The organism is Pseudomonas sp. IT-P171 (genome assembly GCF_949767765.1).
GTDB classification, from domain to species: Bacteria; Pseudomonadota; Gammaproteobacteria; order Pseudomonadales; family Pseudomonadaceae; genus Aquipseudomonas; species Aquipseudomonas fluorescens_B.
Genome location: NZ_CATKQN010000057.1, coordinates 57,542 through 71,762, shown reverse-complemented (window position 1 = coordinate 71,762; position 14,221 = coordinate 57,542). Strand labels below are relative to the sequence as shown.

The window sequence follows — 14,221 nt, the reverse complement described above, 5'->3', positions numbered from 1 at the left end:
AACCGTCTTATTGCTTGGCGGCAGCCAGCTGGGCAGCAACTTCTTCAGCGAAGTTGTCGACCGGCTTCTCGATGCCTTCGCCTACTTTGAAGTAGGTGAAAGAAACGATTTCAGCACCGGCTTTCTTGGCCAGTTCGCCGACCTTGACTTCAGGGTTCTTGACGAACGCCTGCTCAACCAGGCTCGCTTCAGCCAGGAACTTGCTGATACGGCCTTTGACCATGTTCTCAACAATGTTTTCTGGCTTGCCTTTGATTTTTTCTTCGTTCAGCTGCAGGAACACAGCTTTTTCGCGCTCGATAGCTTCAGCCGAAACTTCCGATGGCAGCAGGAACTCAGGGTTGCTGGCCGCTACGTGCATAGCGATGTCTTTGGCCAGCTCAACGTTGCCGCCCTTCAGAACAACCGCAACACCGATCTTGTTGCCGTGCAGGTAACCACCAACCACATCACCTTCAACGCGAACCAGGCGACGGATGTTGACGTTTTCGCCAACCTTGCCGACCAGAACCAGGCGATCGGCTTCTTGAGCTTCGATCAGCGGAGCGACGTCAGTCAGTTTGTCAGCGAACGCCTTTTCAACGCTGGAAGCGACAAATGCCTTGAAGTCGTCCTGCAGAGCCAGGAAGTCGGTCTGCGAGTTCACTTCCAGCAGAACGGCGGATTTACCGTCTTCCTTCAGTGCGATCGCGCCTTCAGCAGCTACGTTGCCTGCTTTCTTGGCAGCCTTGATGGCGCCCGAAGCGCGCATGTCATCAATGGCTTTTTCGATGTCGCCGCCAGCCTTGGTCAAGGCTTTTTTGCAGTCCATCATGCCTTCGCCAGTACGCTCGCGCAGTTCTTTGACCAACGCTGCAGTAATCTCTGCCATTTCAAAATTCCTCTTGGATAGGTTTTCAACCATTCCACCCGATCGAACGGGCGTTCAATTCTTCCCGAACCACCCTTGTTAGCAGCTGCAAGTTACAAACGCTGTAATTGCGCCACCAGACAAATGGTTTTCGAGGTGGCAAAAAGGGGGCCAAGCCCCCTTTTTGCTTACTGAGTCAACGCCAAGGCGTCAATTACTCAGCTGCAGCTGCCGGAGCTTCTTCAACGAACTGCTCGGTGCCGCCAGCAACGTGGTTGCGACCGCGGATTACAGCGTCAGCCATCGAACCCATGTACAGCTGGATAGCGCGGATTGCGTCATCGTTGCCTGGGATGATGTAGTCAACGCCTTCCGGGCTGCTGTTGGTATCGACTACGCCGATAACCGGGATGCCCAGCTTGTTGGCTTCGGTGATCGCGATGCGCTCGTGATCAACGTCGATAACGAACAGAGCGTCTGGCAGACCGCCCATGTCCTTGATACCACCCAGGGAACGATCGAGCTTCTCAAGATCGCGAGTGCGCATCAGCGCTTCTTTCTTGGTCAGCTTGGCGAAAGTACCGTCTTCGGCTTGCACTTCAAGGTCACGCAGACGCTTGATGGAAGCACGGATGGTTTTGAAGTTGGTCAGCATGCCGCCCAACCAGCGGTGATCGACGTACGGCGAACCGCAACGTGCTGCTTCTTCAGCAACGATCTTGCCAGCGGAACGCTTGGTGCCAACGAACAGAATCTTGTTTTTGCCCTGGGCCAGACGCTCTACGAAAGTCAGAGCTTCGTTGAACATTGGCAGGGTTTTTTCAAGGTTGATGATGTGGATCTTGTTACGCGCGCCGAAAATGTACTTGCCCATTTTCGGGTTCCAGTAACGGGTCTGGTGACCGAAGTGCACACCGGCCTTCAGCATATCGCGCATGTTGACTTGGGACATGATAGTTCCTTAATAAGTCGGGTTTGGCCTCCACGTATCCCAATGACCAACCAGCAGCATCAGCTGAAGGCACCCAGGTCATCGTGTCGACACGTGTGTGGATTTAAGCCTTTCGGGGCATCCCCGGAAAGCGGCGCATTTTATACCACAGGGCTCGCAAAAACGGAACCCGGATTCTCAATTCCTGACGCGCGCCTTCATCCGCGCCCTTGGAATCGCTCAAGAATGCGCCCATCTATAGAGAGAAGCGATGCACAGAGGCTCAGATTTGCGCTGATCGTCTGTTAGAATCGCGTTTTTCAGGGCGGCGAACATCGATCGCACATTGCCCATTCCGTGTTAGCAAGCGCCATCGAGCGCAGAGAGAGCCTGTATGACCGTCACCCTCAAAACCCCGGAGGACATCGCAAAAATGCGTGTCGCCGGCAAACTGGCCGCCGATGTCCTGGAAATGATTGCTGAACACGTCAAGCCGGGCATCACCACCGAAGAGCTGGACCGCATCTGCCACGACTACATCGTCAACGTGCAGCAGGCCATTCCTGCCCCGCTCAACTACAAGGGCTACCCGAAGTCGATCTGCACCTCGATCAACCACGTGGTCTGCCACGGCATTCCGAACGAGAAGCCATTGAAGGACGGGGACACGCTGAACATCGACGTCACCGTGATCAAGGATGGCTTCCACGGCGACACCAGCCGCATGTTCCACGTCGGCACTGTGCCGGTCTGGGCCGAGCGCCTGTCGCAAGTGACCCAGGAATGCATGTACAAGGCCATCGAGATCGTCAAACCCGGCTGCCGCCTGGGCGACATCGGTGAAGTGATCCAGAAGCACGCCGAAAAGAACGGTTTCTCGGTGGTTCGCGAGTTCTGCGGCCACGGTATCGGCAAGGTGTTCCACGAAGAGCCGCAGATCCTGCACTACGGCCGCGCCGGCACCGGCATGGAACTGAAGGCCGGCATGACCTTCACCATCGAGCCGATGATCAACCAGGGCAAGGCCGACACAAAAGTGCTGGGCGACGGCTGGACCGCGATCACCAAGGACCGCAAGTTGTCGGCACAGTGGGAGCACACATTGGTAGTGACCGAGACCGGTTACGAGATCTTCACCTTGCGCAGCGATGACACCATCCCGCGCGTTTCGGCCTGATCCGGACCGCGCCGCTCCCAGCCTTATAGAAAGGAAAGCCAATCGATGCCGCAGGTGGATCCCGAACTCTTCGACCGTGGCCAGTTCCAGGCTGAACTGGCCCTGAAGGCCAGCCCGATCGCTGCTTTCAAAAAGGCGATCCGCCAGGCCCGAGAGGTCCTTGACGGACGCTTTCGCAGCGGCCGGGAGATTCGCCGACTGATCGAGGATCGCGCCTGGTTCGTCGACAACATCCTGCAAAAGGCCTGGGAGCAGTTCAACTGGAGCGAAGACGCCGACATCGCGCTGGTCGCGGTCGGCGGCTACGGTCGTGGGGAGTTGCATCCTTTCTCCGATATCGACCTGCTGATCCTGCTGGACAGCGCCGACCACGAAGTTTTCCGTGATTCCATCGAGCGTTTTCTGACGCTGTTGTGGGACATCGGCCTGGAAGTCGGTCAGAGCGTTCGCTCCGTCGACGAATGCGCGGTAGAAGCCCGCGCCGACCTGACGGTGATCACCAACCTGATGGAAAGCCGCACCATCGCCGGCCCCGAACGCCTGCGTCAGCGCATGCTGGATGTCACCAGCACCGCGCACATGTGGCCGAGCAAGGACTTCTTCCTGGCCAAGCGCGCCGAGCAGAAGGCCCGTCACCACAAGTACAACGACACCGAATACAACCTGGAACCCAACGTCAAAGGCTCGCCCGGCGGACTACGGGATATTCAGACGATTCTGTGGGTGGCCCGTCGCGAGTACGGCACCCTGAACCTGCGGGCACTGGCCGGGGAAGGTTTCCTGGTCGAGAGCGAAAATGCCCTGCTGGCCTCTTCTCAGGAATTCCTGTGGAAGGTTCGTTACGCGCTGCACATGCTCGCCGGTCGCTCCGAAGACCGCTTGCTGTTCGACCACCAGCGTTCGATTGCCGGCCTGCTGGGCTTCGAGGGCGATGACGCCAAGCAAGCCATCGAAAACTTCATGCAGCAGTATTACCGGGTGGTCATGAGCATCGCGCAGCTCAGCGACCTGATCATCCAGCACTTCGAGGAAGTCATCCTGGCGCCGGAAGATGAAGCGCCGCCGCAACCGATCAACTCGCGGTTCCAGTTGCACGACGGTTACATCGAGGCACGTAACGACAACGTATTCCGCCGCACGCCGTTCGCCATGCTCGAGATTTTCGTGCTGATGGCCCAGCAGCCGGAAATCAAGGGCGTGCGTGCCGACACGATTCGTCTGCTGCGGGAAAACCGTCATTTGATCGACGACGATTTCCGCAACGATATTCGTAACACCAGCCTGTTCATCGAGCTGTTCAAGTGCAAGATCGGCATCCACCGCAACCTGCGACGGATGAACCGTTACGGCATTCTCGGGCGTTATCTGCCGGAGTTCGGCTTCATTGTCGGGCAGATGCAGCATGACCTGTTTCACATCTACACGGTCGACGCGCACACGCTGAACCTGATCAAGCACCTGCGTAAGTTGCAATACACGCAAGTGTCGGAAAAATTCCCGCTGGCCAGCAAGCTCATGGGCAAGCTGCCCAAGCCCGAGTTGATCTACCTGGCCGGGCTGTACCACGACATCGGCAAGGGCCGGCATGGCGATCACTCGGAAATCGGCGCCGTGGATGCCGAGGCCTTTTGCCAGCGACATCAATTGCCAGTGTGGGACAGCCGCCTGATCGTCTGGCTGGTGCAGAACCACCTGGTGATGTCGACCACTGCCCAGCGCAAAGACTTGTCCGACCCGCAAGTGATCCACGATTTTGCGCAGATCGTCGGTGACGAAACCCGCCTTGATTATCTGTACGTGTTGACCGTCGCCGACATCAACGCCACCAACCCGACACTGTGGAACTCCTGGCGCGCCAGCCTGTTGCGCCAGCTCTACACCGAGACCAAGCGCGCCTTGCGCCGCGGCCTGGAGAATCCGGTGGATCGTGAAATGCAGATCCGCCAGACCCAAAGCGCCGCCCTCGATATTCTGGTGCGCGGCGGCAACGACCCGGACGACGTCGAACAGTTGTGGTCGCAATTGGGTGATGATTATTTCCTGCGTCACACTGCCGGCGACGTGGCCTGGCACACCGACGCGATCCTGCAGCAGCCGGCCGATGGCGGGCCGTTGGTGCTGATCAAGGAAACCACCCAGCGCGAGTTCGAGGGCGGTACGCAGATCTTCATTTATGCGCCGGACCAGCACGACTTCTTCGCCGTGACCGTGGCGGCGATGGATCAGTTGAACCTGAACATTCACGACGCCCGGGTCATCACGTCCAGCAGTCAGTTCACCCTCGACACCTACATCGTGCTCGACACTGATGGCGACTCGATCGGCGATAATCCGGCACGGGTCAAACAGATCCGCGAAGGCCTGACCGAAGCCCTGCGCAACCCGGACGATTACCCGACGATCATCCAGCGACGGGTGCCGCGCCAGCTCAAGCATTTCGCGTTTGCACCGCAGGTGACGATCCACAACGACGCCCAGCGGCCGGTGACGGTGCTGGAGCTCAGTGCCCCGGATCGGCCGGGCTTGCTGGCGCGGATCGGTACGATTTTCCTGGAGTTCGACCTGTCGCTGCAGAACGCCAAGATTGCGACGCTCGGCGAACGCGTGGAAGACGTATTCTTCATCACCGACGCCAATAACCAGCCATTGTCCGACCCATTGCTGTGCAGCCGCTTGCAGGATGCGATCGTTGAGCAGCTGACCGTCAGTAACGAACCCGATATCAAGATGTCGCGAATCAGCATCTGAATTAACAAATTTCCCCCTGTGGGGGCGAGCCCTGTGCCGAGGGGATTTATCCCCGTTCGGCTGCGAAGCAGTCGTAAACGCGGTTTAACTTTGAAATGCCGGGGCCGCTTCGCGCCCCAACGGGGATAAACCAACTCGCCACAGGGCTCGCCCCCACAATGAAAGAGGCCCCCGATGAACAACGCTCTGACCCAGCTCCAGCCCTACCCGTTCGAGAAGCTCCGCGCCCTGCTCGGCAGCGTCACGCCAAACCCGGACAAACGCCCTATCGCCTTGTCCATCGGTGAGCCGAAGCACCGTTCGCCAAGCTTTGTCGCCGAAGCCCTGTCCAGCAATCTGGATCAGATGGCCGTTTACCCGACAACACTCGGTATTCCGGCGCTGCGTGAAGCCATCGCCGCGTGGTGCGAACGCCGCTTCAACCTCCCGAGCGGCTGGCTCGACCCGGCGCGCAACGTGCTGCCGGTCAACGGCACGCGTGAGGCACTGTTCGCCTTCACCCAGACCGTGGTCAACCGTGGCGACGATGCGCTGGTGGTCAGCCCGAACCCGTTCTATCAAATCTATGAAGGTGCTGCGTTCCTCGCCGGCGCCAAGCCGCATTACCTGCCGTGCCTGGATGAAAACGGCTTCAACCCGGACTTCGATGCCGTTTCCCCGGACATCTGGAAACGCTGCCAGATCCTGTTTCTGTGCTCGCCAGGCAATCCGACTGGCGCGTTGATCCCGGTTGAAACCCTGAAAAAGCTGATCGCCCTCGCCGACGAATACGACTTCGTGATTGCGGCGGACGAGTGCTACAGCGAACTGTACTTCGACGAACAAACCCCACCGGCCGGCCTGCTCAGCGCCTGTGCGGAATTGGGTCGCAAGGACTTCAAGCGTTGCGTGGTGTTCCATAGCCTGTCCAAGCGCTCCAACCTGCCAGGCCTGCGTTCGGGGTTCGTCGCGGGTGACGCCGACATTCTCAAAGGCTTCCTGCTGTACCGCACTTATCACGGCTGCGCGATGCCGGTTCAAACGCAACTGGCGAGCGTTGCCGCCTGGAATGACGAAGTGCATGTGCGGGCCAACCGTGCGCTGTATCGCGAGAAGTATGATGCGGTGCTGAAAATCCTCGGCCCGGTGATGGACGTGCAACGCCCGGATGGCGGTTTCTACTTGTGGCCGAACGTTGCTGGCGATGATGAAGCGTTCTGCCGCGATCTGTTCGTTGAGGAACATGTGACTGTGGTGCCAGGCTCGTATCTGTCTCGGGAAGTTGATGGTTTCAATCCGGGTGCCGGCCGAGTGCGGATGGCGCTGGTGGCTCCACTGGCGGAATGTGTTGAAGCGGCCGAACGCATTCACAACTTTATTTCTCGCCGCCAGTAATATTAGTCAAGCCTGCACTGTGCAACGCAGTGCAGGCTTGTTCAAATACAAAGTTACAGCACAACCAAAAAACAAACTTTATTTATACACACTCTCAGATTAACCTCTTTAACCACAACACCCTCCCGCCTAAATACATAACCAACATGGAAGTTATAATGACAACTATCACTCCTTGCCTCATAGAAACACCCGCAGATAGTACGGCTTCTTATGAAGCCGCCATTAGCGAAAACCCGGCCAATTCACCCAACACGTCATCCGGGCGCAACAAGCGATCTATCGGCAAACACACTAAATACTGGGCACCCGGCAGAACGTTAAAAATCGCTATCAGCGACTATGACGATGGCGGGTTTGAAATAGTCAAAAATGCCATCAAGCAATGGCTGCCCTACGTCAATCTGACTTTCGAATTCGTTGAACTGGTTGACGACGAAGACTTGTACGAAGGTGATATCCGGATTTACCTGTCCCGGCTGTACAACGGCACCGGACGCTCGGCACTCGGTACCGACGCGCGAGCAACCCCCGCTACGGAGCCAACATTGCTGCTGGGAACAGATTACACCTCCATCGGCTATGAAGCGCTTGTCATTCATGAGTTCGGGCATGCCTTGGGCTTGACCCATGAACATCAACATCCCGATGCGACTATTCCCTGGAACAGAGAAAACACCTACCAGTTATACAAACAGAATTTTGGCTGGTCGAAAGAGACTGTAGATAAAAATCTTTTCCCCCTCCCTCGTAACAGCGATCAAACTTACACCGCCTACGACCGACACTCCATCATGCACTACCAAGTGTTAAATATATGCACTATCGGCGATTGGGAGCAGCCAGAGAATCGTCAACTCAGTGCAGGTGATAAAGCCTTCGCTCGTCAAATTTACCCCTGAATTATCATCCAGAACCAGTACGCAGAACTCATTACTTCACTTACCCAAGTTAGCCTCACTCAAATCCAGCTCACCCAGCACTTCCCGCAATACGTCATCACCAATCTGGTGGTGACGACTGAGCTTATATAACTCCAGCCGCTGCGCCCGTAGCGCCTTCAAACGCAGACGCCGTTCCAGCAAGTCCATCTGAAACGCCAATGCCTGGGCTTCCGCCGAATCGTTGAACACCTCCAGCTGATGCCGATACTCGGACATGATCCGCGCCTTGAGTTCGACGGCGAGCGCCGCCTGCCCGGCGTCCTGTGGATTGGCTTCTTCGGCTTCGAGGGCATGAATGGCCGCTTCGGCGGTTTTTCGCCAGGCCTCGCGCACCTCACTGCGACGTTTGTCGTCCGGGCTCTTTTCGATGCCACGCAACAACAGGGGCAGCACGATACAGGCTGCAATCAGCGACAGCAGAATGACCCCGGCCGCAATGAAGATCAGCAGATCTCGTTCAGGAAATGCATCACCCGCTACCAACATCGGAACAGACAACACGCCCGCCAGCGTCACCGCTCCGCGCACCCCACCCACCGTCAGCAACCAGCAGGATCGCGCGGTCGGCACGTTGACCATTTCGCCCTTGCCGCGCCAGCGACGCAACAGTCCCGACAGACGCCAGATGCTCTGTACCCAGACGAACCGCAACACCACCAACACGACGAAAATCGCCAGCACGTCGAGACAACGGTAAAGCAACGTCGGCCACAAAGACGTTTCGTGGCTGACCACGGCTTTGATGATGTCTGGCAGTTGCAACCCCAGCAGCAGGAAGATCAGGCCATTGAAGGCGAACTCCAGCAGCGACCAGACGCTGCGATTGAGCAACCGGGTGCTGGTCTGGCGCGGCAGCAGATCGAGCCAACTCTGCATCATTCCCGCCGCCACGGCAGACAGAATGCCCGATGCGCCAAGTCGTTCCGCCAGCACGTAAGCCGCAAACGGCAGCAGCAACATGAAAACCACATGAGTGGCAGGATCATCCCAGCCGCGAGCGATCATCCACGAGCGCAAGCGCCCGACCAGCCAGCTCAGCGCCACACCGACAGCGAGGCCGCCGACCGCCACCAACACAAACGTCACGCTGGCGTTGGCCAGGGAGAACACGCCGGTCACCGCTGCTGCCAGGGCAAACTTGAACGTCACCAGGCCCGAGGCGTCATTCATCAGCGCCTCGCCCTGCAACATATGCATCAACGGCGTCGGCAAGCGGTTCTGCGAAATCGCCGAGACGGCCACCGCGTCCGTCGGCGATAACACCGCCGCCAGGGCAAAAGCCACCGGCAGCGGGATGCCTGGCAGTAACCAATGAATGAAATAACCGGCACCGACGACGGTGAACAATACCAGGCCCACCGCCAGGGTCAGGATCGGCCCGCGCAAACGCCACAACTCACGCTTGGGCATGCGCCAGCCGTCGGAAAACAACAGCGGCGGCAGGAACAGAAAAAGAAACAGTTCGGGATCCAGCGCCACATGCAGCCCCAGCGTCGGCCAGGCCAGCAAGGCACCCGCGGCGATTTGCACCAGTGGCAACGGTAACGGGATCACGCGTCCGACCAGACGCGAAACGCTGACCAGCATCAACAGGATCAGGACGGTGTAAGCGGTTTGCATAAAGCGTGGTTCCCGGACAATCGACAGCATTGAAGTGCCATATTAGCCGCTTACCCTACTGCCTGACCGTTGCACCAATGTCGCACGCAGGCACGGACAGCCTGATAGCCCTGTAGGAACACGCCCGGTCCCACAGGGTTTCGCGCTTTAACCGGACGGTCATGGCATAATCCTTCACCTTTTTTTTCCAGCACCTGTAAAGGGGGCAATTCCTTGACCGTTTCAAGCAAAACGTTGCACCTTTTCGGCATCAAAGCCTGCGACACCATGAAAAAGGCGCGCACCTGGCTCGATGAACACGCTGTCAGCTATGACTTTCACGATTACAAAACGGCCGGAATCGACCGTGAACACCTGACCCAATGGTGCGACGAGCACGGCTGGCAAGTGGTGTTGAACCGTGCAGGCACGACCTTTCGCAAGCTCGACGACGAACGTAAAGCCGATCTCGACCAGCCGAAAGCCATCGAACTGATGCTCGCACAACCCTCGATGATCAAGCGCCCGGTGCTCGATCTCGGTGACCGAACCCTGATTGGCTTCAAGCCAGACATCTACGCGGCAGCGCTCAAGTAAGCCCGCCCGTTCAATTTTGTTAGAGGTATTTACATGTCCACTACCGTATTCAGCCTGGCCTTTGGTGTCGGCACTCAAAACCGTCAAGGCGCGTGGCTGGAAGTGTTTTACGCACAGCCATTGCTCAATCCTTCGGCCGAACTGGTCGCGGCCATCGCCCCGGTCCTGGGCTATACCGAAGGCAATCAGGCCATCGCCTTCAGCACCGCTCAGGCCTCGCAACTGGCTGAAGCCATCAAAGGCGTCGACGCGGCGCAGGCTGCGTTGCTGACCCGTCTGGCCGAGAGCCACAAACCGCTGGTCGCGACCATTCTGGCCGAAGACGCGCAACTGACTTCCACGCCTGAGGCTTACCTCAAGCTGCACCTGCTGTCCCATCGCCTGGTCAAGCCGCATGGCCTGAACCTGGCCGGCGTGTTCCCGCTGCTGCCGAACGTCGCGTGGACCAGCCAGGGCGCCATCGACCTCGCCGAACTGGCCGAGCATCAACTGGAAGCCCGTCTGCGCGGCGAGCTGCTGGAAGTGTTCTCGGTGGACAAGTTCCCGAAAATGACCGACTACGTGGTACCGGCCGGCGTGCGAATCGCCGACGCGGCACGTATTCGTCTGGGCGCCTACGTCGGCGAAGGCACCACCGTGATGCACGAAGGTTTCGTCAACTTCAACGCCGGCACCGAAGGCCCGGGCATGATCGAAGGCCGCGTTTCCGCGGGTGTCTTCGTCGGCAAGGGTTCGGACCTGGGCGGCGGTTGCTCGACCATGGGCACCCTGTCGGGTGGCGGCAACATCGTGATCAAGGTCGGCGAAGGCTGCCTGATCGGCGCCAACGCCGGTATCGGTATCCCGTTGGGCGACCGCAACACCGTTGAATCGGGCCTGTACGTGACCGCCGGCACCAAAGTGGCACTGCTGGACGAGAACAACAAGCTGGTCAAGGTCGTGAAGGCCCGTGAACTGGCCGGTCAGCCTGACCTGCTGTTCCGCCGCAATTCGGAAACCGGTGCCGTGGAATGCAAAACCCACAAATCGGCGATCGAACTGAACGAAGCGCTGCACGCTCACAACTAAGCGTCACGGTCGACGAAACTGAACCTGTGGGGGCAGGCTTGCCCGCGAAGGAGCCTTTGAGGCTGCCAAAAAGCTTCGCGGGCAAGCCCGCTCCCACAAGGTCAGGCGCATATCCGCCCATGTTCACCAGGGCCGAACAACATGATGATTCCCTCTCCCTGGCGCGCCGATTTTCCGGCCATCGCCGCTCTGCAACGGCAAGACCAGACCTATCTGGACAACGCCGCCACCACTCAAAAACCTCAAGCCCTGCTGGATGCCCTGGCGCATTACTACGCCAATGGTGCGGCCAACGTGCATCGGGCGCAGCACTTGCCCGGCGCGCATGCCACCCAGGCATTCGAGGACAGCCGCAGCAAAGCCGCCCACTGGCTGAATGCCGGCGATTGCGGGCAGGTCATCTTTACCCACGGCGCCACCTCCGCGCTGAACCTCCTGGCCTATGGCCTGGAACACATGTTCAATCCGGGCGACGAGATTGTCATCAGTGCCCTGGAGCATCACGCCAACCTGCTGCCATGGCAGCAACTGGCCCACCGTCGCGAGCTGAAGCTGGTGATCCTGCCACTGGCTACCGACGGTTTGATTGACCTCGATGCCGCCGCGTCGCTGATCGGCCCTCAAACCCGCTTGCTGGCAGTCAGTCAGTTGTCCAACGTGCTCGGCGCCTGGCAGCCGCTGCCCGCCTTGCTGGCGATGGCCAAGGCACACAGCGCGTTGACCGTGGTCGATGGCGCTCAAGGCGTGGTCCATGGTCGGCATGACGTGCAGGCACTGGGCTGCGACTTCTACGTGTTTTCCAGCCACAAGCTCTACGGTCCAGATGGTCTGGGCGTGTTGTTCGGACGCCATGAAGCGCTCAAGCAACTGCGCCATTGGCAATTCGGCGGCGAAATGGTGCTGGACGCGGATTACCAGCACGCACGCTTTCGCCCGGCGCCGCTGGGATTCGAGGCGGGCACGCCGCCGATTTCCAGTGTGATCGGCCTCGGGGCGACGCTGGATTACCTCGCGGGACTCGACCAGGACGCCGTCTCGGCCCATGAAGCGGCACTGCATGACTATTTGTTGAAAGGCCTTGAGGCCCGCAACGGCATCCGGCTGCTGGGCAAACCGCAACTGGCGCTGGCGAGTTTTGTCGTCGAGGGTGTGCATAACGCTGATCTGGCGCATTTGCTCACCGAACAGGGCATCGCAGTACGCGCCGGTCATCACTGCGCCATGCCACTGCTGAAAAGCTTTGAACTGGCCGGGGCGATTCGGGTGTCGTTGGCGCTGTACAACGACTCCGAAGATCTTGAGCGGTTCTTTGAAGCACTGGATCAGGCGCTGGAGTTGTTGCGATGAACTTGCCGGCTGACGCCATCACGGCGCTGGATACTTTCCAGAAGACGGCGAGTTGGGAACAACGGGCGCGGCTGCTGATGCAATGGGGCGACCGTCTGCCCGTGTTGAGCGATGTGGACAAGGTGGAGGCCAACCGTGTGCATGGCTGCGAAAGTCAGGTGTGGTTGGTCGGCGCGTTGCAGGACGGCCATTGGCAGTTCAGCGCGAGCAGTGATGCACGCCTGATTCGCGGGTTGGTGGCGTTGTTGCTGGCGCGGGTTAACGGGCTGTCGGCGGTTGAGTTGCAGCAGGTGGATTTGCCGGAGTGGTTCAACCAGTTGGGCTTGTCCCGACAACTGTCGCCCTCGCGGAGTAATGGCCTCAACGCCGTGTTACAGCGGATGAATGAGTTGGCTCAGTAGCCCTGTGGCGAGGGAGCTTGCTCCCGTTCGGCTGCGAAGCAGTCGTACATCGTTGTACACGACGCTCCTGAAACACCGAAATTCCCGGATTTGGGGCCGCTTCGCGACCCAGCGGGAGCAAGCTCCCTCGCCACACAAGTCCGTTTACGGTGCTGGCTTCAACTTATCCGCCGGCCGTCGCACCCCAGCCACAATCTTATCCACAGCCTTGGTCGCCGCGACCATGCCAAACGTCGCCGTCACCATCATCACCGCGCCAAACCCGCCGGCGCAGTCGAGCTTCACGCCATCCCCGACGAAACTCTTCTGCAAACAGATGCTGCCATCCGGTTTCGGATAGCGCAGCTGCTCGGTGGAAAACACGCACGGCACGCTGTAATGACGGGTCACGGTGCGGGAGAAGTTGTAATCGCGGCGCAGGGTCGAACGTACCTTAGAAGCCAATGGATCATTGAACGTTCGGTTCAAGTCGCAGACCTGAATCAACGTCGGATCAATCTGCCCACCCGCCCCGCCAGTGGTGATGATCTGGATCTTGCGGCGTTTGCACCAGGCGATCAGCGCCGCTTTTGCGTTGACGCTGTCGATGCAATCGATCACGCAGTCGATATTTGGCGTGATGTACTCGGCCATGGTCTCGCGGGTGACGAAGTCCGGCACTGCGTGCACCGTGCAGTCGGGATTGATTCCGCGCAAACGCTCGGCCATCACCTCGACCTTGGGTTTGCCGACCGTGCTGTCCAGCGCGTGCAGCTGGCGGTTGGCGTTGCTGACGCATACGTCGTCGAGGTCAAACAGGGAAATCTCGCCTACGCCGCAACGGGCGATGGCTTCCGCCGCCCAGGAGCCGACGCCACCGACGCCGACGATCGCCACGTGGGCCGCACGCAAGCGCTCAAGCCCTTCGATGCCATACAAACGGGCGATGCCTGCAAACCGCGGATCTTCTGTACTCATGACCATTACCCCAAAAACCGGCGCGCATTATAGGGCCGTCGGCGGCCAAGAGCATCTTTGAGCTATGAACGGGCGTCCTGACCTCATTATTCAGCCTGCACAGAACCAAGATTTAACCTGCAGGGTCCAACGAAAGAACTTAAGCCAAGTTGGATTGCCCAACGTCCGGCTTTTCCCTGTCCGCTGTACGGTCAGGGAAAGCACGGTGTAGGATGCGCGCCCCTTGGC

At 59.0% G+C, this 14,221-nt stretch carries 12 protein-coding genes; 8 read left to right on the top strand and 4 right to left on the bottom strand.

Annotation, left to right across the window (positions count from 1 at the left end; all coding sequences use genetic code 11):
• Positions 1-7 precede the first annotated feature (7 nt).
• Positions 8-871 (bottom strand): translation elongation factor Ts, encoded by an 864-nt coding sequence (tsf, locus tag ACM6I5_RS24580; protein ID WP_017336701.1) that lies wholly within the window; start codon positions 869-871, stop codon positions 8-10.
• A 193-nt stretch (positions 872-1,064) separates the two neighbouring features.
• A complete protein-coding gene (gene rpsB / locus ACM6I5_RS24575) occupies positions 1,065-1,802 on the bottom strand; it encodes a 30S ribosomal protein S2 (protein ID WP_007907989.1) in 738 nt (245 codons plus the stop codon).
• 373 nt (positions 1,803-2,175) lie between these two features.
• Between rpsB and map the strand changes: the two genes are divergently transcribed.
• From map to ACM6I5_RS24555, 4 genes are all read left to right on the top strand, one after another.
• Positions 2,176-2,958: a type I methionyl aminopeptidase gene (gene map, locus ACM6I5_RS24570; RefSeq protein WP_017336700.1), complete on the top strand. Its 783-nt coding sequence runs from the start codon at positions 2,176-2,178 to the stop codon at positions 2,956-2,958.
• Between the two features lie 45 nt (positions 2,959-3,003).
• Positions 3,004-5,706 carry a [protein-PII] uridylyltransferase gene (locus ACM6I5_RS24565; RefSeq protein ID WP_017336699.1) on the top strand — a complete coding sequence of 901 codons (2,703 nt, stop codon included), beginning with the start codon at positions 3,004-3,006 and terminating at the stop codon, positions 5,704-5,706.
• A 174-nt stretch (positions 5,707-5,880) separates the two neighbouring features.
• Entirely contained in the window at positions 5,881-7,080 is a 1,200-nt protein-coding gene (gene dapC, locus ACM6I5_RS24560; protein ID WP_414884868.1) for a succinyldiaminopimelate transaminase, read from the top strand.
• A gap of 158 nt (positions 7,081-7,238) precedes the next feature.
• Positions 7,239-7,982 carry a M12 family metallopeptidase gene (locus ACM6I5_RS24555; protein ID WP_414884867.1) on the top strand — a complete coding sequence of 248 codons (744 nt, stop codon included), beginning with the start codon at positions 7,239-7,241 and terminating at the stop codon, positions 7,980-7,982.
• 36 nt (positions 7,983-8,018) lie between these two features.
• Here ACM6I5_RS24555 and ACM6I5_RS24550 read toward each other — a convergent pair whose 3' ends face one another.
• Positions 8,019-9,644 carry a Na+/H+ antiporter gene (locus ACM6I5_RS24550; RefSeq protein ID WP_017336696.1) on the bottom strand — a complete coding sequence of 542 codons (1,626 nt, stop codon included), beginning with the start codon at positions 9,642-9,644 and terminating at the stop codon, positions 8,019-8,021.
• A 213-nt stretch (positions 9,645-9,857) separates the two neighbouring features.
• Between ACM6I5_RS24550 and ACM6I5_RS24545 the strand changes: the two genes are divergently transcribed.
• From ACM6I5_RS24545 to ACM6I5_RS24530, 4 genes are all read left to right on the top strand, one after another.
• Positions 9,858-10,220: an ArsC family reductase gene (locus ACM6I5_RS24545; protein WP_007949322.1), complete on the top strand. Its 363-nt coding sequence runs from the start codon at positions 9,858-9,860 to the stop codon at positions 10,218-10,220.
• 33 nt (positions 10,221-10,253) lie between these two features.
• Entirely contained in the window at positions 10,254-11,288 is a 1,035-nt protein-coding gene (gene dapD / locus ACM6I5_RS24540; RefSeq protein ID WP_017336694.1) for a 2,3,4,5-tetrahydropyridine-2,6-dicarboxylate N-succinyltransferase, read from the top strand.
• A 141-nt stretch (positions 11,289-11,429) separates the two neighbouring features.
• A complete protein-coding gene (locus ACM6I5_RS24535; RefSeq protein ID WP_414884866.1) occupies positions 11,430-12,635 on the top strand; it encodes an aminotransferase class V-fold PLP-dependent enzyme in 1,206 nt (401 codons plus the stop codon).
• Positions 12,632-13,036, top strand: a complete 405-nt coding sequence (locus tag ACM6I5_RS24530; RefSeq protein ID WP_017336692.1) for a SufE family protein — start codon at positions 12,632-12,634, stop codon at positions 13,034-13,036. Before ACM6I5_RS24535 ends, ACM6I5_RS24530 begins: the two co-directional genes overlap by 4 nt.
• A 144-nt stretch (positions 13,037-13,180) precedes the next feature.
• Here ACM6I5_RS24530 and tcdA read toward each other — a convergent pair whose 3' ends face one another.
• Complete coding sequence (tcdA, locus tag ACM6I5_RS24525) at positions 13,181-13,999, bottom strand: tRNA cyclic N6-threonylcarbamoyladenosine(37) synthase TcdA (protein ID WP_017336691.1); 819 nt, start codon at positions 13,997-13,999, stop codon at positions 13,181-13,183.
• Positions 14,000-14,221 lie beyond the last annotated feature (222 nt).